The following is a 21,168-nucleotide window of genomic DNA, read 5'->3' on the forward strand; positions in this document are numbered from 1 at the left end:
CTGAATGCCCGAAATTTCAGTTTCTAATGAATCTTCGAGCACCGCTTCGCGCTATTCCTTCGCTGACCGCATCACCCTCACCGGCGTTGGATGCGTGGGCTGCCACGGCGTTCTTGATTCCGAGAAGAAAACCGGGCAGCCCTTCTTTGTGGACGTCACCATGTTCACCAGCTTTTGCGCGTCCTCAGCAAGCGATGACATCGCACAAACCGCTAACTACGCCGAAGTCGCTGAAACGATCCGCGAGGTCATTACCGGACAGTCAGTTGACCTTATTGAAACCCTCGCTGAAAAACTCGCATCCACTATTTTGAGCCGGTTTGCAATTGACGCTCTAGAACTGACTGTCCATAAACCAAACGCTCCAATCGAAGTAACGTTCTCCGATGTTTCGGTGACGATTTTTAGGGAGAAGCAGGCATGAGTGTAGAGGTTCTTTTAGCACTGGGATCTAACTTGGGTGAGAAGAAAGAAACCCTAATGCGCGCCATCGGTGATTTGTGCACGCATCCAAAAATTGAGGTTAAGAACGTTTCACCCGTCGCGGTAACTGCCCCTGTGGGCGGTCCCGCTGGTCAGCCTGACTTCGTCAACCTAGTGTTGCGCATCGAAACAACGCTCAGTCCTTTTGACCTGTTGCGTTTTACCCAGACCATTGAAGATAAGCACCATCGTACGCGCGAGGTTCATTGGGGTCCTCGTACGCTGGATATCGATATTATCCAGTACGCTTCCTTAGAAATGGATGAGCCGGATTTGACGCTGCCTCACCCGCGTGCCGCTGAGCGCGCATTTGTGCTTGAACCGTGGGCTCGCATGGAACCCGAGGCTGAGCTTGCCGGTAGCTCCGTGCGCAACCTCGCCGAGATAGCGGATGATGCAGACGGTATACGCGAATTCTTTCCCGCCCCGGTGGTGTGCGGATGAGCCAGCTCAGAGCGCGTGCCCTGATTCTGTGCCTCTCCCTGGCTTTGCTAGCGGGAGCAATTTTCAACGGTATTTCTGTCTCTGCTGGTGGCCCCGAGCTGGGTCTGCCGCCTGCCACGCTACTGATCGCTGTTATTGCGGGCGCTTTAGCTCTGTACTTCGGATCGCAGGTGGCTAAATTTCAAGACCGCGACCGCCGTTCTCAAGTGCCTAATATGACCCCGATTTTTGCTGCGCGCGTGGCAATTTTCGCTCAGGCGTGCGCTCTTTCCGGTGTCCTGATCGCGGGATGGCACGTTGCTATCACCGGTTTTCAGCTCACTCTTTTAAGTGCCCGAGGATCATGGGAACCCGTCCTTTTTGCCGTATTGGGTATCGTAACCGGCATTATTTTGCTGGTGTGCGGGTTGATCGCCGAGAACATGTGCAAGATCCCGCCACAGGACGGGGACGACGCGTCCGACCCAGGCACGCCTGCGCCGCGAACCGACACGGGGTACGCACGAAATGACTCATCTCGTCCGTAATGGCGATGAAAACAGCATCTATCTTTGAGAATATGGGGTAAAGCTATACCCGTTTCAAGGAAGATACGATGACTGAACCGCAGCTACCGCCCTCTACAGAACCGGCGTATCCCGATTCTCGTGATGCCGCACCGTGGAATTCACCCTGCGAGGCCTCCTTAGTTACTACGCCACCCACCTTCGCGGCAACCTTGCCACCGCTTGAACTCGACGGTCTGAAAACAGCCAAAATCGATCCTTCGGGCGTTGACTGGAAGCGCGTCCAACCGCGCTACGCGAAAGCACGCCTTATCACGGGGCTAATCTGGGCACTTATTCTTGTGGCACTTGCGGCTCTCCCCCTGATCTTCACGGAGATTCTGCACTGGTGGAACTGGGCGCCCTGGGTCTGCTGGGGAATTCTTGGAATCGTTGCTGCCCTCGAAATCTGGTATTTGACGATCATCCAACGGCAGGTAAGAGCACTCGGCTACAGCGAGCGTCAAGACCACCTGCTCACCTGTAGCGGCATCATGTTTCACGAAGTGCGGGCCATTCCCTACGGACGCATCCAGTACGTCGACGTGAAATCCGGGCCTATCGAATCCAAGCTGAACCTCGCATCCGTAGAAGTAAAAACGGCGTCTTCGGCAAGTGCGACCATTCCCGGTCTTGAAAAGGTTGATGCGCAACGACTGCGCGAAACTCTGACAGAACTCAGCGACGCTAAAATGGTGGGCCTGTAAATGAGCGAAGAAAAGATCGATACTTTCAACGCAGCGTCAAGAGATAAAACGCGGCAAGAACTGCGCTGGCGCAGGGCGCATATTCTCTCGCCCTTTGTGAATGCCTGGCTGATTATCTTCGTTTTTATTTTTACTGTCGGACGCGAGTTCTTTGAAATCGGCACTCAAAATGACCGCGAAATTCCCGACTTTTCGCAGGCTCCGGAGTTGCCTGGCGTCCTTTCGATTTTTGAAAACTTTGGGATGCTGTGGCTACCGGCGCTACTACTGGTAGGTTTTGCGGTTCTGCTGATTCCCTACTTTGTCAGCTGGTACTCCTACTTTTTCGCAGTGGACGCCCACAACGTTTACGTGCGCAGCGGCATCCTGTCGAAAACCGAGCGTAAAGCCCGGTTAGACCGTGTGCAATCTATCGATATTAACCGGTCGCTGATGGCTCGTTTGCTAGGGCTGGCTGAGCTTAAGTTCGATGTTGCTGACGGTTCACATTCGGCGCTGGCGGTGAAGTTTCTCAAATATAAGGATGCTCGTGCGTTGCGCGCTCAACTGCTGAGCCAGGTGCGTGCGCTGAAAGAGGCAGACTCGGGGGAGAACTTGGCCCCGGTAACGGACGCGGTTTCCTCACTGGGTGATGGGGAGCCCGAGCACACGGAACCCACCAGGCGGGAGCGTCTTCGCGAACACGTTGCCACCAACCTCGGGTCGGGACTCAAAGATGCCGATGAAACACCGGTGCTCAAGATCCCGGTTGCGCGTCTTATCGCGTCCGTTCTGTTGAGTTTTACTACCTGCGTAACAGTGCTGGGAATGGCGTTCTTTGTGGGGCTTTCCCTCTTTACCGGGGCGTCGCTGGTGAGTATTCTCTTTGCGAATTTTGCGCTGATTGCAGGTTTGGGCTCGGCACTGTGGAAGAAGTTCAACACCGGTTATAACTTCAGGCTTTCCACCAGCCCCGTCGGGCTGAAAACCCGTTACGGGTTCACCGACACCACCACGCAGACCGTGCCTGCGGGGCGCGTCCAATCTATTACTGTCACCCAGCCATTACTGTGGCGTCTGAAAGGCTGGTATCAGGTGAGGGTGGCGCTTGCCGGTAAAGGCGGCACCGAGAACACTTTTACGGGGTACCTGCTGCCCGTGGGCACTGCTGATGATCTAGCCCGCGTCCTGCCGCTGGTGGTTCCCGGCACTGGTTCTGGTGGCGCGGACGCTGAGGCTCTACGAGCTGGCCTGGTGGGCAGTGGATCTGCTGGTGGGTTTACGGTGTCGCCGCGGCGTGCTCGCGTCTTTAATTGGCTGACCTATAAACGCAATGGGTTCGCGATTCTCCCCGCACTGTTGATGATTCGTGGCGGCTGGGCGGTGCGCCGTCTAGTTCTAGTACCGCACGGCAAGGTTCAGGGTATCCGGGTGAGTCAGGGGCCGTTTGCTCGACACCGGTCGGTGGCGCACTTGAGCGTGGATGTTGCCGGACATTCTGCCACCTACCCTGCCACGGTGCAGAACGCGGACGCGGCCGTTGCGCGCGCACTGTTTGTGCGGCAGGCGCAGCTGGGTGTGCGTCCGGCGTCCCTCTAACCCCTTACCCCGTGCGAAATCACCGTTTTGGGTGCGATATCCCACCCAAAACGGCGATTTCATCCCAAGCGGCGTCATAACTACGCCGGAAACCTTCGAAATGAGACCTTTTTTGACCCCTGGTTTGAGAGTTTCGGGCGTAGTTATGCAACTCTGTTCCCCGTAAGTCGTTCAGCCCACCCGTGTAAACTGGTGCCCCATGAGCAATTACCTCAAACCTGCCCGCCTCGGCATCGGAATTATTAGCGCTGGCAAAGTTGGCGCGGTGCTCGGTGCGGCTCTGCGAAGCGCCGGTCACGCCATCGTCGGCGTGTACGCAAAATCTGAGGCATCGCAGGAGCGCGCGCAGTCCCTTCTCGACGGTGTTCCGCTCATGGAGATTACGGAAATCGTCGAAAAATCAGAAGTAATTTTGCTCGCAGTTCCCGACGATTCTTTGCCGCCTTTGGTGTCGTGGATCGCTGAACACGCGCAGCTACAGTCGGGGCAGATTCTCATTCACACGTCAGGACGCTACGGTGTGGGCGTGCTTGAACCCGCGAGAAATCGCGGCGCAATTGGGCTTGCTATTCACCCGGCGATGACCTTCACCGGGCTCTCACTTGACCTCGCCCGACTGCAAAACACGAGTTTTGGCGTGACGGGACCCGCCCCATTTTTGCCCATAGCGCAGGCACTGTCTGTGGAAATGGGCGGTGAACCCGTTATTATTGCTGAAGGTGATAGACCGCTTTACCATGCGGCTTTAGCCCACGCATCGAACCATCTCGTGACCATTACGGGACAGTCGATGCAAATTCTGGCATCGCTGGGAATCGAAGACCCAGCGCGCTACCTTGAGCCGCTGGTGCGTGCATCGTTAGATAACGCACTGGCGTCCGGTGAATCAGCACTCACTGGGCCGGTGGTGCGCGGTGATTCCCGCACGGTTGAGTCTCACACCGAGGTTTTGACCGGCTTTGCTATGGAAGAAAACGCGAAGGATATCTTGGACTCCTACCGTGCTTTAGCACGCGCAACTGCGCAACGCGCACACGCGAAGGGAGCTCTTAACGATGAGCAGTACTCGCGCATTGTTGAGGCCTTAGATAGCTAACGCACACTCATCTTTGAAAGGACCGTTCACATCGTGACGAGCCAACCCGTGATTACCCGGACCACGGAAGAATTTCAGACCGCTGTAACCCGCGCTTTGTCTGCGGCGCAGGACGCTTTTGATGCGTCTGCAACCGAGGAGGAGCCCGCGCAGGCTGCCCGTCTTGGTTTTATCCCCACTATGGGTGCGTTGCATGATGGGCACGCGACCTTGATGCGTCGCGCTCGCGAGCAGAACGCTGTGGTTGCGGTATCGATTTTTGTGAATCCGCTTCAGTTTGGTCCTAACGAAGATTTTGAGACCTACCCTCGTACGCTTGAGGCCGACGCAAAGGTGGCGGCTGAGGCTGGCGTTGATATCATTTTTGCGCCTTCTGTTGATGAGATGTACCCCGGTGGTTCTCCTCTGATTACTGTGTCGAGTGGCGAGTTGGGCAACCTGTTTGAAGGTAAGACCCGCCCCGGACATTTTGACGGCGCTCTGACCGTTGTGAATAAGTTCTTCAATATTCTTGAAGGATGCGTGGGCACCCACGAGATCCTTGCGTACTTTGGTCAGAAGGACGCTCAGCAGCTGTCTTTGATGCAGCGTATGGTGGCTGATTTCAACCATCCTGTGACTATCAAGCCTGTGGCTATTGTTCGTGAGGATAACGGTCTTGCGCTGTCATCTCGCAATCAGTACCTTTCAGATGAAGACCGCGAAGCGGCGCTGGTGCTTTCACGCACGCTGGCATTGCTGCGTGAGCAGAGCATCTCTCGCGGCTTTGACCGTCTCGACCTCAAATCGGCGCGTGACTACATCAACGGTCAAGACAACGTGCGATTGGATTACCTTGAGATCGTAGATCCCGAAAACTTTGCAGCCCCCACCGAGGACTCCAAGCGAGCTCTGGCACTGGTGGCAGCGTACGTCGGTGAAACCCGCCTCATCGACAACATGGAACTAAGCTAAAGATTCGTTACCCTACCGTTAGGTTCATAGGTGAGTACACAAGAAGAAATCACTGCAGCACCGCAGAATACTAAGACTTTCTCAGAAGTTTCAGAGCAGATGCAGATTCGCATGGAAAAGCGTGCGAAGCTCATTGAATCTGGCCGCGAGGCGTACCCCGTTGGTGTGCCTGTAACTCACAGCATCGATGAGATTCGTGCCAAGTACGAAGATAAGCTTGAGGCTGGCGATGAAACCGGTGAGATCGTTGGTATATCCGGTCGTATTGTGTTCGTTCGTAACACCGGTAAGCTCTGCTTTGCTACCGTGCAGGCTGGTAATGGTACTCGCATTCAGGCCATGATTTCTTTGGCTGCTGTTGGTGAGGACGCTTTGGCCGACTGGAAGGCACTCGTTGACTTGGGTGACTTCGTGTTTGTTCACGGTGAGGTTATTTCGTCACGACGCGGTGAGCTGTCGATTATGGCTGATAGCTGGCAGATGGCGTCTAAGTCTCTGCGTCCTTTGCCTACTTTGCATAAGGATTTGAACGAAGAGACCCGTGTACGCCAGCGTTACCTTGATTTGATGGTGCGCGATGAGGCTCGTGAGACTGTGCTACGTCGTGCGAAGATTACCCGCACCGTGCGTAGGGTTCTTGAGGATCGCGGTTACATTGAGGTTGAGACCCCGATTTTGCAGCTGATTCACGGTGGTGCGGCGGCGCGTCCGTTCGAGACTCACTTGAATGCTTTTGATCAGGACATGACGCTGCGTATTGCAACTGAGCTTTACCTCAAGCGTGCTGTTGTGGGCGGTATTGACCGCGTGTACGAGATTGGACGCGTGTTCCGCAACGAGGGCGTCGATTCAACTCACAGCCCCGAGTTCACCACTTTGGAAGCTTACGAGGCGTACGCTGATCAGTTCGTGATGGCAGAGCGCATCAAGGAAATTATCCTTGCCTGCGCTGATGAGCTGGGCATACACCAGATTGAAACTGACAAGGGCACTATCGACCTGTCAGGCGAATGGAAGTGGGTTGGCGTCTACCCCGGACTGTCTGAGGCTGTTGGTCAGGAGATCACTCCTGCTACTTCGCTGTCTGATTTGCAGGCTATTGCGAACAATCACGAGGTTGATTTTGATCCCAAGTGGGATGCGGAGAAGCTGGTTGTTGAGCTCTTTGGCGAAATCGTTGAACCGACCCTGATTAACCCCACCTTCGTGTACGATTACCCGCCGTCAGCGCAGCCGCTGGCCCGCCCGCATCGTGATGATGATTCAATCATCGAGGCGTGGGACCTCATCATTGGCGGTATGGAGCGCGGTACTGCGTTCTCCGAACTGATTGACCCCGTGATTCAGCGTGAGCGTCTCACCGAGCAGTCTAAGCTGGCTGCAGGTGGCGATGACGAAGCGATGCAGCTTGATGATGACTTCTTGCGCGCTCTTGAGCACGGTGCACCTCCCATGGGTGGTCTGGGCTTGGGCATCGACCGTTTGATTATGCTCTTTACCAACCTGGGTATTCGCGAGACTATTTTGTTCCCGCTGATGAAGCCCGAGGCTGAGTAAGGCTTTAGAGGAACGCCGCTATCCACTGTGTGGGTGGCGGCGTTTTTGTTTGCACTGGACGCGGGGCTATCGTAGATAAGAGCTATCTGATGTGAAGGAAGAATTTTCGTGGAGTACCTGATTGCACTGATTCCCTCGGTTTTTGCGGGCGTTATTCTTTATCTGATTCTGCGCTGGATTAGTAGCGCTGATCGTGCCGAGCGTAAGGCTCAGAAGGACGCACAGGACGATGCGGCGGCTTGGTATGAGTCGGTGAAGAATTCAAAAGGCACCCTTCGTCCTTTTGAAGAGCGGAAATCTAAATAAAATAATTTAATTCTTTCCTGCGTAATAGAATTGTAAATTGTGGATTTTCTAATTCTATTGTTACTATGGAATTACGTTTTAAATGCGGTCTATAGACTTTGAGCTAATTTGTTGTGACGTTGCTTGAAGAATCAGCACCTTGAAGCTTGTGTTGCCCTGTGCCAAACGATATGGATTTTATTACCAGGAGGAAGCTGTAATGGCTCAAAAGGTTAAGATCATTCTTGAAGATGATCTCGACGGCGGTCCCGCAGACGAAACTGTACGTTTTGGTCTTGACGGTGGTCAGTACGAAATCGATTTGTCGAGCGCGAACGCTGCTCGCTTGCGCGATGCTGTGCGTCCTTTCGCTGCAAAGGCACGTCGTGTGCAGGGTAACCGTGCACCCGGCCGTCCCGCAGGCTCACGCACCACTAACACCAGCGCTGCTAAGCGTAACCCTGATACTGCGGCTATCCGCACTTGGGCTAAGGAAAATGGCTACGATGTTTCTGATCGCGGTCGTATCCACCAGGATATTCAGGATGCGTACTACGCAGCTATGAAGGGTGAAAACTAAACTAGGTTAGTTTTTTAAAATCGGGGATACTTGCTGAGTAGCCCCGATTTTTTATTTAATGTTTTTTTGCGCGGTAATCTAATTAATAACTACCAAATGGTGTACAAAACCTAACATATATGGGTACAGGAGAAAAAAACTGGTTGGGTTCGTCGGGCTGATGCCTGACATGGGTTTTTAATGCTCATATATTGAAAGATGTACTGCATACACGAAAGCAACTTTTGTAGGTTGCTTAAAACTGCGGTGTTTGTCGGCTGTTTAGTGTGAGGTCTTTTGCGGGATAAACATAGGGGTTCATCATCGGCGTAGCCGTTCACTCTCTAGCGAACACCCGCGAAATGCCGCCCTTAACTGCGTAGGCTTGAAGGTAAGAAATACTGTCAAAGGGAGAGTTCTATGTTTGAACGATTTACCGACCGTGCCCGGCGCGTAGTGGTTCTTGCGCAGGAAGAAGCGCGTATGCTGAACCACAGCTACATCGGCACAGAGCACCTACTGCTCGGTCTGATTCACGAGGGCGAGGGCATTGCGGCTCGCGCGCTCGAATCATTGGGCGTCACCCTTACTGCTGTTCGTGAGCAGGTTCAGGACATCATTGGTTCTGGTCAGCAGGCGCCCAGCGGTCACATTCCGTTTACCCCGCGCGCTAAGAAGGTTCTTGAGCTTTCAATGCGCGAGGCAATTCAGCTCAACCACGGTTACATTGGTACCGAGCACATTCTGTTGGGGATGGTGCGCGCGAACGAGGGCGTGGCTAACCAGGTTCTCGGCAACTTGGGTGCTGATCAGGCACGCATCCGCCAGACCGTCACCGATATGATTTCCGGTTACCCCGGTGCCGGTGAAAACAAGGAAGCCGCTGGCGTTGGTGCTGGTAACTCCAAGGAAGGCACCCCCGCGGGCTCAGCCATCCTCGATCAGTTCGGCACTAACCTCACCGCTGCTGCTCGTGAGGCAAAGATTGACCCTGTGATTGGTCGCCAGCGCGAGATGGAACGCGTGATGCAGGTTCTCTCACGCCGCACCAAGAACAACCCTGTGCTCATTGGCGAGCCCGGTGTTGGTAAGACCGCTGTCGTTGAGGGTCTGGCGCAGGCAATTGTTGCAGGTAACGTACCTGAAACCCTTAAAGATAAGCACCTCTACACCCTTGATTTGGGTTCTTTGGTTGCGGGTTCACGCTACCGCGGTGACTTCGAAGAGCGCCTGAAGAAGGTTCTCAAAGAAATCCGCACCCGTGGCGATATCATCCTCTTCATCGACGAAATTCACACCCTGGTTGGTGCGGGCGCCGCTGAGGGCGCAATCGACGCGGCATCAATCCTCAAGCCCATGCTGGCTCGCGGTGAACTGCAGACCATCGGTGCAACCACCTTGGACGAATACCGCAAGCACATCGAGAAGGACGCCGCACTTGAGCGCCGCTTCCAGCCCATTCAGGTTGATGAGCCCTCAATCGCGATGGCAATCGACATCCTCAAGGGTGTGCGCGACAAGTACGAGGCTCACCACCGCGTCACTATCTCAGATGACGCTATCGAGTCGGCTGTTAACCTCTCAGCACGTTACATCTCAGACCGCTTCTTGCCCGATAAGGCAGTGGATCTCATCGACGAGGCCGGTGCGCGCCTGCGCATTCAGCGTATGACCGCTCCGCCGGAAATCAAGGTTCTTGAAGAACGCATCTCCACGATGCGCGGCGAAAAAGAAGCAGCAATCGCGGGTCAGGACTTCGAAAAGGCAGCATCCTTGCGCGATAAAGAGCAGAAGCTCATCGCAGAAAAGGAAGAAGCTGAGAAAGCATGGCGCGAAGGTGGCGATGCTTTCGGCGAGGTAACCCCCGACGTTATCTCAGAGGTTCTGGCGATCTCAACCGGTGTTCCCGTCTACAAGATCACCGAAGAAGAGACCAGCCGTCTGCTCAAGATGGAAGACGAGCTGCACAAGCGCGTCATTGGCCAGGACAACGCAATTAAGGCGCTGTCACGCTCCATCCGTCGTACCCGTGCTGGCCTGAAGGACCCCAACCGCCCCGGCGGCTCGTTCATCTTCGCTGGTCCCACCGGCGTTGGTAAGACTGAGCTTGCTAAGGCGCTGGCTGAATTCTTGTTCGGCGATGAGTCAGCTCTGATTACTCTCGATATGTCTGAGTACCAAGAGAAGCACACCGTTTCACGACTGTTCGGTGCTCCTCCGGGATACGTCGGCTACGAAGAGGGCGGCCAGCTCACCGAGAAGGTACGCCGCAAGCCCTTCTCCGTAGTTCTGTTCGATGAGGTTGAAAAGGCTCACGCTGACCTGTTCAACTCACTGTTGCAGATTCTCGAAGACGGACGCCTCACCGACTCACAGGGTCGCGTCGTTGACTTCAAGAACACTGTTATCATCATGACCACCAACCTCGGCTCACGCGACCTAGCTCGCAAGGTTCCCGTTGGTTTCCAGTCAACTGGTGATGTTGATGGCTCATACGAGCGTATGCAGCTGCGTGTCATGGAGGACCTGAAGGAGCACTTCCGCCCCGAGTTCCTCAACCGCGTTGATGACATCATCGTCTTCCCGCAGCTCACCGAAACCGAGATCCTCGAAATCGTTGACCTCTTTGTTGGACGCCTGGCTAAGCGTCTTGCTGAGCAGGATATGAGCATTGAGCTCACCAACTCAGCGAAGGCTCTGATGGCTGCTAAGGGCTACGATCCCTCTATGGGTGCTCGTCCTTTGCGTCGCGAAATGCAGCGCAATATCGAGGACGCCCTGTCAGAAAAAATTCTCTTTGGCGAGGTAAAGCCCGGCGAGAAGATTACCGTGGATACCCAGGGCGAAGGCGATCTTGCTAAGTTCACCTTCTCATCACAGCCGATGACTGAGATGGAAGCTAATGAGCTTGAGGCATGGGTTAACGATTCTGATGATTCACAGGACGACGCTCCTGCTGAGCCCGAGTCAGCTATCGCAAATGCATCCGCTGAGCACGGTGTAGATGCTGAGAACGCTGGTCATGACAACGACGCGTCCATCGCGCAGTCAGAACCGCGTACTGATAACGACACCTTGTAATATCAGTCGTTTATAGCGGCAGACTCCGCGAGTCTCCGCGAGAGGGGAGGGATGGACCGTTTTTCACCAGAAAAACGGTCCATCCCTCCCCTCTCACGGTTTAAAAATGTGCTTACTAGAAATACCCTCGCTTGGAAGCGGCCCATCAGCGACTTTGGGGCGGGTTAAGACGGGCTGTGTTCACAAAAATACTTTGTTCACATATTATGAACATATGAAAAATGTGAACACGTCAGTACTCTTTAAAGGCTATGGGCTGAACGTTAACGATAACCAGGTCAAAATACCTGGTGAAAATCAGCAACGCACTATTCTTATGACACCTGCTGGCGAAGCGTCGGTACGTAATGTTCTGATGATGCATTCCCCGGAAACGGTTATTTTTCTATTCCCTCATGTTTCTCGAAACCTTGGAGAATGGATGCGAGAGCGTAATTATTTTTATATGGACTACGCGGGTAACGCTTGGATTGAGGGGGAGAGCTACTATCTGAGGGTCGAGGGGCTACCGAAAATACCTATAGCACGTGATGAAGAAACTAAAACATCGCGCGCTTTTACTGCCACCGGATTACGTGTTCTTTTCATCATTCTTGTGAATTCTGACCTTCTCAACGCCCCAATTAGAACTATCGCGGATGCCTCTGGTACTTCTGTTGGCGCTGTAGCCAATGCCTTGAGGGATTTAGAAAGAGATGGATATCTGATAGTAAACGGGCGAAAGCGTTTTCTGACCAAACAGCCAAAGCTTATTCAACGGTGGGTGGAGCTGTACGCCAGTATTTTAAAACCAAAGCTGAAAACCAGAACATGTGAGGGGGCTGAGCCCCAAGAAATCGTTGCTAATCCTGAACTGTGGGAAAAATTCGCTCAGCTGGGCGGTGAAGCTGCGATGCTGAGTAAAGGTTTTGGTATCCGTCCGGTTGAAACACGGTTTTACAGTGAGTATCCGTGGCAGGATGTGACCCGATTCCTTAAACTGCGACCAGCTGAAGATGGAAATGTAGTACTCACAGAGAGGTTCTGGAACCCGCACTACCTGCCAGCTTCACCATTAGTGCCGTCTTTACTAGTTTTTGCTGATGAGTTTACAGACGGAGATGAACGCCAAGCGATGATTGCTCAAGAGATGTGGAACCATGATGAAGACCTTCAACAATTCCAGTAGAGAAGATGTATTTTCATTTCTTGAAGACAAGATAAAAGAGGCCGATGCTCTACTAGGACACCATGAATATATGATGATTGGTTCCTACGTTCGCGATATTCATTTGAGAAGAGCTGGTATAAAAAGTCCTCGAGGTACGCAAGACTTAGATCTTAGTTTGTGGCACGAGAATTTGCTGATTTTGAAAGAGCTTTAGACAGTTTTGGGCCTCCTCGCGGTGTCATTACACGTAGAAAATTGGGCGAGGTTCCTGTTGATATCATCCCCTTCGGTCCTATTGCGAGAGGTGGTCATCTAGAGCATGGAGATAGCCACTGGGAACTCAGGGGGCTGCAAGAAGCTTATGACTCTGCTGAGCTTTGCATAATTGGTGATTCCAGCGTAAAAATTCCGCAGATTTATGCCATGATGGGTCTAAAAATTATTGTGTGGGGAGAACGTGCGTTTCCGACGGATTGCACTGACTTCCATCATCTACTTGTTGCTTCTTGCAAAATTTTGGATGAGTCCGGGGAGCTGTGGGAGTCTCCGTTATGGGAGGACGAGGATGTCATCGAACAGTGTGAAGGGAATCCGGAACTTTTAGCTGCCTATAGTGCAGGACGGAAACTTGCTGTTCTTTTTGCCGGTGTGGCGCTAGAACGCTGCATCGAGATTCTTGCAGATCCTGGGAATCGTGAGGTATTTGTGATTACAGCTTTGCGCGATTACAGAGATCCTAGAACAAATAGTAATTACAAGAAAATGTACGAGGTGTTTTTCCTAGGAATTCGGACTATCTAAAAACCGTCCACCATCCGACATCTTGCGCAGGGGCTGTGACCAGCTCTTATTGTGCGGGCTACAGTGAGAACGTGACTGATTTGATTTTGCGCCCCGCAACCGTTAATGATGTGCCTGCTATTCAAGAGCTGGTGTCGCCGCTTGCGGAGCAGAAAGTGCTGATTGCAAAAGAAACCGTTACGTACTACGAAAGCATCCAGGAGTTTTTGGTGGTCGATGAGGTGTTAGAGGACGGTATGCGTCAGACGGTTGCTTGCGGTGCTTTGCACGTGATGTGGCGTGATATCGCTGAAGTTCGAACGCTTGCGGCGCGGTCTTCTCATCGGGGACGCGGCTTGGGCAGGATGCTCGTTGATGCTCTCTTGCACCGTGCGCGTACTTTGCGCGTCAAACAGGTGTTCTGCCTGACTTTTGAGGTGAATTTCTTTGAGCGGATGGGCTTTCAAGTGATGTCGGATCAGAGCCAGCTTGACCCTCAAATTTTTGCGGAGTTGCTACGTTCGCCCGATGAAGGTATCGCAGAGTTCTTGGAGCTTGCTCGCGTGAAACCCAATACTTTGGGTAATACGCGCATGATTATTGACCTTTAGCGGTACAAATTTTCTACAGTGTCACGAAACCGTCTGCCTCATGCGCTAGACCATCCTTGAGTAAGCCAGTGTAACAGCGCTCAATTTGCTCGGGCTCAGGGTTCAGCGCAGCCAGCTTTTTCACAGCGGGTACTAGCTCTTCGGGTATAGCGATATCCACGCGTCCTGCCTGTTTGAGTATCTGATAGGGGATGGGCGCCACCGCTGCCCGCAGAACAGCCATCATAGCGCCGCGTAACTGGCGGTCGGTGCCGTACCATGACTGACCAGTTGGAACGTAGTCAGCCTCGGGCTTACCTGCGGCAACCCACGCGCACATATCCTGTACCGGACAAGCTTCGCACTTGGGTGATTTAGCAGTGCAGATGAGCGCACCGAGTTCCATAGTGGCGGCATTCCACACTACGGAGGTCTCAAGATCAGCTGGCATGAGCTCTTCTGCTAGTCGGGTTTCTGCCGCGTTCAGCGACTTATTCGGTAGCGCCTTACCCGATATAAGACGGGCATGCACGCGTCTGATATTGGTATCAATAACGGTGGCTCGCTTGCCAAAAGCAAACACAGAAATAGCCGCTGCGGTATATGAGCCGACCCCGGGCAAGGCCAGCAACTCATCATAATGTTGAGGGACTTCGCCGCCGTGACGCTCTACAATCGCCTGCGCAGCGGCATGAAGGCGCAATGCACGACGCGGGTAACCCAAACGCCCCCACGCGCGTACAGCTTCACCGGAATCAACGGACGCGAGATCAGCGGCAGTCGGCCAACGGTCCATCCACGCCTCAAAAACAGGCAGAACCCGCACCACCGGGGTTTGTTGCAACATGAACTCACTGACCATCACCTGCCAACCGGTTCTATCAGCCGCGCGCCACGGAAGATCGCGAGCATGAGCTAAAAACCAGGTATTGATGCGTTCGTGAAGTTGCGAAAGAGTCTGCGCTGAAAGCGCTGAAGAAGTAACCACGTCCACACTGTAAACCATTTTCTTCAGATACAACAAAGTAAAGCTTTGAAAGAGTGTTTTACACCCAAAAACCGGTACTCTATATACATGTCTGAAAACGGTTACGAAGAATTCAACGGCTCAGAAGCCGCGGAACCATCATCTGAGGTATACCGCCGCCGCCGTATAGTTGCTGCCCTTATCGCTCTTCTTGCTATCTTGCTCCTTATCTGGGGTCTGACCTGGGTATTTGGCAAGATCGGCGGATCAAACGATGACAACGCAAGCTCAGCTGCGTCAACTTCAGAATCTTCAGAACCGTTCGATAGTTTTAGCGCGCGTCCTTCAGAAAGTGACAGCGCATCCGCAGACGCCAGTGAGTCCGCTGATCCGAGCGATTCAGCGTCACCGAGCGACGAAGCATCGGCGAGTGAATCAGCTGATCCTTCAGCATCCGCATCAGCTGAAGCAACCGATACCCCTGAGGCAACTGACAGCGCTACTCCTAGCGAGTCAGCTGAGCCCACTCAGACTCCCGAACCTACTCCCACCGAGGCTCAGCCTCTTGCCTGCGGTGCAAGCAACATGAACGTTGTTCTTTCAGCAAGCCAGCCTTCATACGGTAAGGGCCAGAACCCCTCATTGGCACTGACCTACACCAACACCTCGCAGAACCCCTGCGATATTCCGGCAGATGCTCAGAACGTAGTTATCAACATTACTTCTGGCTCAGCTCAGGTCTACAACACCGCAACCTGCCAGGTTTCACCCGCCGCAGTTGCACAGCTGGCTCCCGGCCAGGTTGGGCAGACCGCTTTCACCTGGGACCGTAAGCTGAACTCACTGGGTTGCAACAACCTGCGTGACATTCAGCCCGGCTACTACTGGGCAACCGCTACCGTCAACGGCGTGACCTCAGAACCGGCACGCATCATCATCAGTGGCTAAGCGTTAGAAGAGCCGTAAAAAGCGGGGCTTCCTTGAGAGAAGGAAGCCCCGCTTTTGATGTCTAAGAATACTTACATAAATCGTTCGAGCAGTGATGATTCAGCCATGCGGGAGAGCGACTCACGAATGATGCGTGCACGCTGCTCACCGATGCCGTCTACCGCGCGGAGCTCGTCAATGGACGCCGCCATGAGGGAGGGCAGCCCGTCAAACTGCGCAACGAGGCGGTCTGCAATAGCGCCCGGCATCGACTTGATGCCCGCCAGCAGACGGTAGCCGTGCGGAGATAAAGAGTCTTCCATATCGAGCGTTCCAAAACCGCAGGCACGGGCAATCTCCGTGAGGTCAATACTGTCTTTGTCTTCGAGAGCGGCAAGGGCGGCAATGGATTCGCTAATAGTTGCCTGGTCGACGGACGCAGGCATGTAGTCGCGCAAGATGACGTCGGCCCCGGGTAGGGTATGGCTTCGCAACTCTTCAAGTTGAAGTGCGACCAAGCGTCCGTGGGTGCCAAGTTCAAGCACGTAGTACTCAGCTTCGATTGAGATGCGACGCACCATTTCCATGCGCTGAACAGCTGACACGACATCGCGTAGCGTCACGGAGCCTTCGATTTCAAGGGATGAGAGACTGCTGAGTACCTGTTCAAGGCGGCTCATGTAGCTCTCTAGCGTCTGAATAGCCTGGTTGGCGCGGCTCATCAGCGATTGGGTGTTTTCGATGGTGTAGCGCTGACCGTCCACATACACAGAAATCATCTGGGTTGAGGCACTGACAGCGATGACGGGAAAACCTGTTTGCTGGGCGACGCGGTGGGCAGTGCGGTGTCGCGTGCCTGACTCATTGGTCGGCAATGATGCGTCTGGCATGAGCTGCACGCCAGCGTTGAGTAGCATTTTGACGTCTTTATCGCAGACGATGGCGCCGTCCATCTTGGCTAGCTCGCGCAGATTAGTGGGCGTGAAATCAGCGTTGATTTCAAAGCCGCCTGAGGACAGCGCAGAAACCGTTTTGTCGGAGCCCAACACGATAAGAGCGCCGGTGCGTCCGCGCATGATGCGCTCGAGGCCTTCGCGCAGCTCTGTTCCGGGCGCGATGCGGGCGATGGCTTTGAGCAACTGCTCACTGTAAACGGTTAACACGTCTCTATTCTATGTGTGAGGTGCGCTAGATAAAATTCATGGCTTACTGATTGGGAAACAGTAGCGCGATTGCCTCTTGCAAGGATGCTACTTGGCGTACGGCAACACCGGCTGGTACTTCGCCTACACCGGCGGGTGATGCTGGCACAATAACGTGTGTAAAGCCTAGGCGGGCTACCTCAGCAATGCGCTGGCGGATGCCTGGTACAGCGCGGACTTCACCTGCGAGACCGACCTCACCAAAGACTGCCAGCTTGCGGGGGAGTGGCTTATCTTGGGCGGCAGATGCCAGCGCCATGACAGCGGCGAGGTCAACAGCGGGTTCTGAGATTTTTGCGCCGCCCACGGTTGAGATGTAACAGTCGAGTTTGCCCACGCCAAAGCCCGCGCGTTTTTGAAGTACAGCCAGCAACATGGCGATGCGGGCAGAATCTAGTCCAGAAGTGGCGCGTCGTGGCTGCGGGGTTGCCGACTGGTCAAGCAAGGCCTGAATCTCAGCCAGTAGCGGGCGACGTCCTTCCATAGTGACTGTTACACAGGTGCCCGAGACAGGGTGCGCGGTGCGTGAGACAAAGAGCCCTGAAGGGTCGGTGACAGGGGCTATACCGTCTTCGTGCATATCAAAGCAGCCGACCTCATCGGTGGGGCCAAAACGGTTTTTGATAGCGCGCAACATACGAATAGCTGAGTGTTTATCGCCCTCAAACTGACAGACCACATCTACCAAGTGTTCAAGCAGACGCGGGCCCGCGATGGTGCCCTCTTTGGTCACGTGACCCACGAGCAAGGTGCACATATTGCGTGCTTTAGCGGCGGCAATAATGGACGCGGCAACCTCGCGCACCTGAGTTACACCGCCTGCGCTGCCTTCAACTTCGGTGGACGCGAGCGTCTGCACAGAGTCGACAATCAGCAGGGACGGAGTGACGTCTTCGATATGCGCCAGCGCGGTGCCCAGATCGGTTTCGCTGGTGAGGTAGAGAGTTTGCGCAACAGCGCCAATGCGGTCCGCACGTAGTTTCACCTGTGCCGCAGATTCCTCGCCGGTAACGTAGAGGACGTTGTGGTGGCGTCCCTCGTGTGCTGTGCGGGCAAAAGTCGCAGCAACATCTAGAAGAAGGGTGGATTTACCGACGCCGGGTTCACCCGCCATAAGAATGACGGCACCGGGCACCAGCCCACCGCCGAGCACGCGGTCAAACTCCGGGTTGCCCGTTGACAGGTAACGCGCGACCGTGGAATCAACCTCGGCGATAGGCTTTGCGGGGGTCTGAACCTTAGAAGCCACCGTTGTTTTCGCGGTAACTGCACCGCCTGCTTCTTCGATAGTTCCCCACGACTGACATTCGCCGCAGCGCCCTACCCATTTAGCCGTCGTCCAGCCGCACTCGGTGCACTTATAGGCGTTGGTAGAACGAGAACGTTTAGTTGTTGCGCGAGGAGTCATAGAACAACCATAAGCCCAAGGACTGACAATATAAGAGGGTTTTGCGAAGGGCTGAGCGGAAAACTTTAGCGGGGCTCGGTGACTTCTTCGATGCTGACAGACCCGTGTTCACCACCGGCAGCAACCACCGGCATCACGTTAGTTTTCGGAGCATGTTCTGTAATGGATGCACCGAGCGGAATCAACAGATCTACAGATTCTTCGTGCCCCAACCCGGTTGCCTCTAGAAGGTCAACAACCAGAGGACGGGTCATCAGCACCAGTGCCTCACCCTCCATGGTTTTGACTTTCAACAGGTGGGGTTCGAGGACCGACGCAATTTCCTTCAGCTCGTTCTGCGCTTCTTTGACCATGAGCTTGCGAATCTCGCGTTCTTTGGCAGAAAGTCCGTCACCCAGTTTTTGAATGGCGTTACCAATATCGACGAAAACTTCAGACAGCGAATCAACGGCGGTTTGAGAAAGTTGCACATGCTCAATAGTGGACGCCATACGCCGGTTAAGCACGCGCGTATTGCGGATCGCTAGGTCGATGGATGAGAGCCTGTCAGAGAGCTGTTGTAGCTCAGCCTGCGGTGACTTACCGATAATAGAGAGCTTTGCCATGCCAATGGACGTGACAACATCCCCTTCACAGGCGTTGTAGAGCGGCTGCAGCCGTCGTGATTCAGAAAGGGCAAGCCACGCTTTGTCATGGTCGTATTCCTTGACGGCACGCGCTGACGAAAAGAAAACGTCGGCAAACGCGTTCATGAGTACCTGGGCGTTACGACGCGGCTCCTTGCGCGGATCTTTTGGGAAGATGAACATGAGCAAGAAGGCACACAAACCACCGACGATGGCGTCAAGACTGCGGGAGAAAATGCCGTCCGGGCTGGGCGGTAGCAAAACTACCAGCGTGGACTGCAAGCCCATCTGAATGGTGAATATAATGCCCTTATCTAAAAAGCGCGCGACCTGAATAGAAATGAAGAGAACTAGCGCTGCCTGCCACATACCGCGTCCGAGCAGAAGCATCAGCACATCGCCAATGATAATACCCAGAACAACGCCGGCTGAGACCTCTAAGATGCGGCGCGCGTGCGTTGAACCGCGTACGTAACCCAGCGAGACGATGGCTGCAGTCGCCGCGAAGATGGGCTGATGATGTCCCAGAACCTTCTCCGAGACTATATATGCCACAAGTACAGAAACCACGATTTGGAGGGACTGAAAGAAGTCTTTATGGACGCGTGCTGACCGGGTGCGTAGCTCGTAACGGACGCGTTGTTTCATGGTTTCAGAACTGGTGGCAGGCATATCTTTAAGTCTACCGGCGTATCCTCAAAAACGGGATGATGAGTGGTTGTGATTGCCATCGTGCAAGACCTGTACGGTACGCGCACAGGTTGTTTCTCTTAACCTTTAGCTTGTCCCCAAAATACCTGACTCAAACTCTCTCAGGTTGAAAAACCGTGATATGAGCCCGGTTGTTCGCTTGAACTAAGCCCACTGTTAACTCTTCGTTTACCCGTTAAAAGCCGTCGCGTCACCTTGCGCTCGTAGAGTCAAACATGAAGGTGGCAAGAAGTCATCATTTTTCATGCACACACCGCGACAAGCGGAAAAGCACAGTTTTGTACAGCGAAGGAAACAGTTTCGTGAAAGCTTTGGGTATGGCGCGCTGGGGCGCATTGGCAGCAGTAGGCGCACTGGCACTTACCGGTTGCGGTAGCGACAATGCAACCGGCACTTCCAGTGAAGGTAACTCAGGTTCTGGTAACTCATCAGTGTCAGGTACCCTCTCCGGCGTTGGTGCATCATCACAGCAGGCAGCTATCACTGCGTGGCAGTCAGGCTTCTCCTCTGTAGCATCAGGCGCAAATATGCAGTACTCACCTGACGGCTCTGGCGCAGGACGTAAGGCTCTGTTGGCTGGCGCAGCTGACTTCGCAGGATCAGATGCACACCTCAAAGAAGAGGAATACACCAAGTCTAAAGAGGTCTGTGGCCCCGAAGGCGCAATTGACGTTCCCGTTTACATCTCACCTATTGCAGTAGCGTTCAACATCCCCGGGGTGAAGGATCTCAACCTGGATGGCGAGACCATCGCAAAGATCTTCAAGGGCGAGATCAAGAACTGGAACGACGAGGCAATCAAGGCTCAGAACGAAGGCGTTGAGTTGCCCGATACTAAGATCACCGTGGTGCACCGCTCCGATGACTCAGGTACCACCGAGAACTTCACCGAGTACCTGAAGGCAGCTTCAAACGGCGCATGGGACAAGGAACCGGACGGCAACTGGCCTGGCGACTACTCAGCAGAAGCTAACAAGGGTACCAGCGGTGTTGTTTCAACTACCAGCTCCACCGAGGGTGCAATCACCTACGCTGACGCGTCAGCAACCGGTGATTTGGGCAAGGCAAAGATCAAGTCAGGTGACGGCTCATACGCAGAGCTCTCAGCAGAGACCGCAGCTAAGACCGTTGAAAGTTCAGAACGTGTAGGCGGAATGAACGAGCACGACATGTCACTGGACCTCAACCGCACCCCCGAGACCTCAGACTCATACCCTATTGTTCTGGTTTCATATCACATCGTATGCTCCAGCTACGACTCACAGGAAAAGGTCGATTTGGTCAAGGAATTCGGTAAGTACGTAGTGAGCGAGAAGGGCCAGCAGGACGCAGCCGACGCAGCATCCTCAGCACCCCTGACCGCATCCTTGCGCGATGAAGCAACTAAGGCATACGACTCAATTACCGTCAAGAAATAATACTTGACCCGTAGATAATGCGGTCGGCTACCCGTTCACGGTAGGCGACCGCATTCCCTACGAAACCACTATTTTGAATACCTGTACACAACCATAAGAG

The 21,168-nt window shown here is 54.0% G+C and carries 20 protein-coding genes; 16 read left to right on the forward strand and 4 right to left on the reverse strand.

All coding sequences use genetic code 11. The features are described from left to right. Positions 1–4 precede the first annotated feature (4 nt). From folB to IDM49_RS01585, 14 genes are all read left to right on the forward strand, one after another. Positions 5–424: a dihydroneopterin aldolase gene (gene folB / locus IDM49_RS01520; RefSeq protein WP_168615516.1), complete on the forward strand. Its 420-nt coding sequence runs from the start codon at positions 5–7 to the stop codon at positions 422–424. Continuing rightward, positions 421–927 (forward strand): 2-amino-4-hydroxy-6-hydroxymethyldihydropteridine diphosphokinase, encoded by a 507-nt coding sequence (gene folK, locus IDM49_RS01525; protein WP_168615515.1) that lies wholly within the window; start codon positions 421–423, stop codon positions 925–927. Before folB ends, folK begins: the two co-directional genes overlap by 4 nt. Beyond that, positions 924–1,454: a DUF3180 domain-containing protein gene (locus tag IDM49_RS01530; RefSeq protein WP_190724789.1), complete on the forward strand. Its 531-nt coding sequence runs from the start codon at positions 924–926 to the stop codon at positions 1,452–1,454. Before folK ends, IDM49_RS01530 begins: the two co-directional genes overlap by 4 nt. A gap of 68 nt (positions 1,455–1,522) precedes the next feature. Next, on the forward strand, positions 1,523–2,179 hold the full coding sequence (locus IDM49_RS01535; RefSeq protein WP_190724790.1) for a PH domain-containing protein: 657 nt from the start codon (positions 1,523–1,525) through the stop codon (positions 2,177–2,179). Next, the gene (locus IDM49_RS01540; protein WP_190724791.1) at positions 2,180–3,757 is read left to right on the forward strand and encodes a PH domain-containing protein; all 1,578 of its coding nucleotides are present in this window, start codon (positions 2,180–2,182) and stop codon (positions 3,755–3,757) included. Between the two features lie 199 nt (positions 3,758–3,956). Then, positions 3,957–4,853: a Rossmann-like and DUF2520 domain-containing protein gene (locus IDM49_RS01545; RefSeq protein ID WP_190724792.1), complete on the forward strand. Its 897-nt coding sequence runs from the start codon at positions 3,957–3,959 to the stop codon at positions 4,851–4,853. Positions 4,854–4,886: 33 nt separating this feature from the next. Next, a complete protein-coding gene (gene panC / locus IDM49_RS01550) occupies positions 4,887–5,807 on the forward strand; it encodes a pantoate--beta-alanine ligase (RefSeq protein WP_228008141.1) in 921 nt (306 codons plus the stop codon). Positions 5,808–5,906: 99 nt separating this feature from the next. Further along, a complete protein-coding gene (lysS, locus tag IDM49_RS01555; protein ID WP_190725379.1) occupies positions 5,907–7,364 on the forward strand; it encodes a lysine--tRNA ligase in 1,458 nt (485 codons plus the stop codon). Between the two features lie 108 nt (positions 7,365–7,472). Then, positions 7,473–7,670 carry a hypothetical protein gene (locus IDM49_RS01560; protein WP_190724793.1) on the forward strand — a complete coding sequence of 66 codons (198 nt, stop codon included), beginning with the start codon at positions 7,473–7,475 and terminating at the stop codon, positions 7,668–7,670. Between the two features lie 199 nt (positions 7,671–7,869). Continuing rightward, positions 7,870–8,229, forward strand: coding sequence for a histone-like nucleoid-structuring protein Lsr2 (locus IDM49_RS01565; RefSeq protein WP_168615509.1), 360 nt, complete (start codon positions 7,870–7,872; stop codon positions 8,227–8,229). 399 nt (positions 8,230–8,628) lie between these two features. Beyond that, positions 8,629–11,289 (forward strand): ATP-dependent Clp protease ATP-binding subunit, encoded by a 2,661-nt coding sequence (locus IDM49_RS01570; protein ID WP_168615623.1) that lies wholly within the window; start codon positions 8,629–8,631, stop codon positions 11,287–11,289. 214 nt (positions 11,290–11,503) lie between these two features. Then, positions 11,504–12,457, forward strand: coding sequence for a type IV toxin-antitoxin system AbiEi family antitoxin (locus IDM49_RS01575; RefSeq protein ID WP_190724794.1), 954 nt, complete (start codon positions 11,504–11,506; stop codon positions 12,455–12,457). Between the two features lie 159 nt (positions 12,458–12,616). Beyond that, positions 12,617–13,240, forward strand: coding sequence for a hypothetical protein (locus IDM49_RS01580; protein ID WP_190724795.1), 624 nt, complete (start codon positions 12,617–12,619; stop codon positions 13,238–13,240). Positions 13,241–13,311: 71 nt separating this feature from the next. After that, positions 13,312–13,830, forward strand: coding sequence for an amino-acid N-acetyltransferase (locus IDM49_RS01585; RefSeq protein WP_190724796.1), 519 nt, complete (start codon positions 13,312–13,314; stop codon positions 13,828–13,830). 13 nt (positions 13,831–13,843) lie between these two features. Here IDM49_RS01585 and IDM49_RS01590 read toward each other — a convergent pair whose 3' ends face one another. Continuing rightward, positions 13,844–14,815: an A/G-specific adenine glycosylase gene (locus IDM49_RS01590; RefSeq protein ID WP_190724797.1), complete on the reverse strand. Its 972-nt coding sequence runs from the start codon at positions 14,813–14,815 to the stop codon at positions 13,844–13,846. Between the two features lie 69 nt (positions 14,816–14,884). Here IDM49_RS01590 and IDM49_RS01595 point away from each other — a divergent pair, with 69 nt between their 5' ends. Continuing rightward, the gene (locus IDM49_RS01595) at positions 14,885–15,724 is read left to right on the forward strand and encodes a hypothetical protein (RefSeq protein WP_190724798.1); all 840 of its coding nucleotides are present in this window, start codon (positions 14,885–14,887) and stop codon (positions 15,722–15,724) included. Between the two features lie 71 nt (positions 15,725–15,795). On the opposite strand, the gene disA is transcribed toward IDM49_RS01595, so the two are convergent. The 3 genes from disA to IDM49_RS01610 form a co-directional block, all read right to left on the reverse strand. Continuing rightward, a complete protein-coding gene (disA, locus tag IDM49_RS01600; protein WP_190724799.1) occupies positions 15,796–16,866 on the reverse strand; it encodes a DNA integrity scanning diadenylate cyclase DisA in 1,071 nt (356 codons plus the stop codon). A 43-nt stretch (positions 16,867–16,909) separates the two neighbouring features. Further along, complete coding sequence (radA, locus tag IDM49_RS01605) at positions 16,910–18,313, reverse strand: DNA repair protein RadA (RefSeq protein WP_190724800.1); 1,404 nt, start codon at positions 18,311–18,313, stop codon at positions 16,910–16,912. A gap of 65 nt (positions 18,314–18,378) precedes the next feature. Further along, positions 18,379–19,611: an FUSC family protein gene (locus IDM49_RS01610; protein ID WP_228008143.1), complete on the reverse strand. Its 1,233-nt coding sequence runs from the start codon at positions 19,609–19,611 to the stop codon at positions 18,379–18,381. Positions 19,612–19,952: 341 nt separating this feature from the next. Between IDM49_RS01610 and pstS the strand changes: the two genes are divergently transcribed. Then, positions 19,953–21,068: a phosphate ABC transporter substrate-binding protein PstS gene (pstS, locus tag IDM49_RS01615; protein ID WP_228008144.1), complete on the forward strand. Its 1,116-nt coding sequence runs from the start codon at positions 19,953–19,955 to the stop codon at positions 21,066–21,068. Positions 21,069–21,168: the final 100 nt, after the last annotated feature.

Origin of the sequence: Rothia terrae (genome assembly GCF_014705925.2) — a bacterium.
GTDB lineage: Bacteria > Actinomycetota > Actinomycetes > Actinomycetales > Micrococcaceae > Rothia > Rothia terrae.

Excerpts from the sequence above, each read along its gene's own strand:
- folB (WP_168615516.1), top strand. The coding sequence starts at position 5 with ATGCCCGAAATTTCAGTTTCTAATGAATCTTCGAGCACCGCTTCGCGC.
- folK (WP_168615515.1), top strand. The coding sequence starts at position 421 with ATGAGTGTAGAGGTTCTTTTAGCACTGGGATCTAACTTGGGTGAGAAG.
- IDM49_RS01530 (WP_190724789.1), top strand. The coding sequence starts at position 924 with ATGAGCCAGCTCAGAGCGCGTGCCCTGATTCTGTGCCTCTCCCTGGCT.
- IDM49_RS01535 (WP_190724790.1), top strand. The coding sequence starts at position 1,523 with ATGACTGAACCGCAGCTACCGCCCTCTACAGAACCGGCGTATCCCGAT.
- IDM49_RS01540 (WP_190724791.1), top strand. The coding sequence starts at position 2,180 with ATGAGCGAAGAAAAGATCGATACTTTCAACGCAGCGTCAAGAGATAAA.
- IDM49_RS01545 (WP_190724792.1), top strand. The coding sequence starts at position 3,957 with ATGAGCAATTACCTCAAACCTGCCCGCCTCGGCATCGGAATTATTAGC.
- lysS (WP_190725379.1), top strand. The coding sequence starts at position 5,907 with ATGCAGATTCGCATGGAAAAGCGTGCGAAGCTCATTGAATCTGGCCGC.
- IDM49_RS01565 (WP_168615509.1), top strand. The coding sequence starts at position 7,870 with ATGGCTCAAAAGGTTAAGATCATTCTTGAAGATGATCTCGACGGCGGT.
- IDM49_RS01570 (WP_168615623.1), top strand. The coding sequence starts at position 8,629 with ATGTTTGAACGATTTACCGACCGTGCCCGGCGCGTAGTGGTTCTTGCG.
- IDM49_RS01575 (WP_190724794.1), top strand. The coding sequence starts at position 11,504 with ATGAAAAATGTGAACACGTCAGTACTCTTTAAAGGCTATGGGCTGAAC.
- IDM49_RS01590 (WP_190724797.1), bottom strand. The coding sequence starts at position 14,815 with ATGGTTTACAGTGTGGACGTGGTTACTTCTTCAGCGCTTTCAGCGCAG.
- IDM49_RS01595 (WP_190724798.1), top strand. The coding sequence starts at position 14,885 with ATGTCTGAAAACGGTTACGAAGAATTCAACGGCTCAGAAGCCGCGGAA.
- radA (WP_190724800.1), bottom strand. The coding sequence starts at position 18,313 with ATGACTCCTCGCGCAACAACTAAACGTTCTCGTTCTACCAACGCCTAT.
- IDM49_RS01610 (WP_228008143.1), bottom strand. The coding sequence starts at position 19,611 with ATGCCTGCCACCAGTTCTGAAACCATGAAACAACGCGTCCGTTACGAG.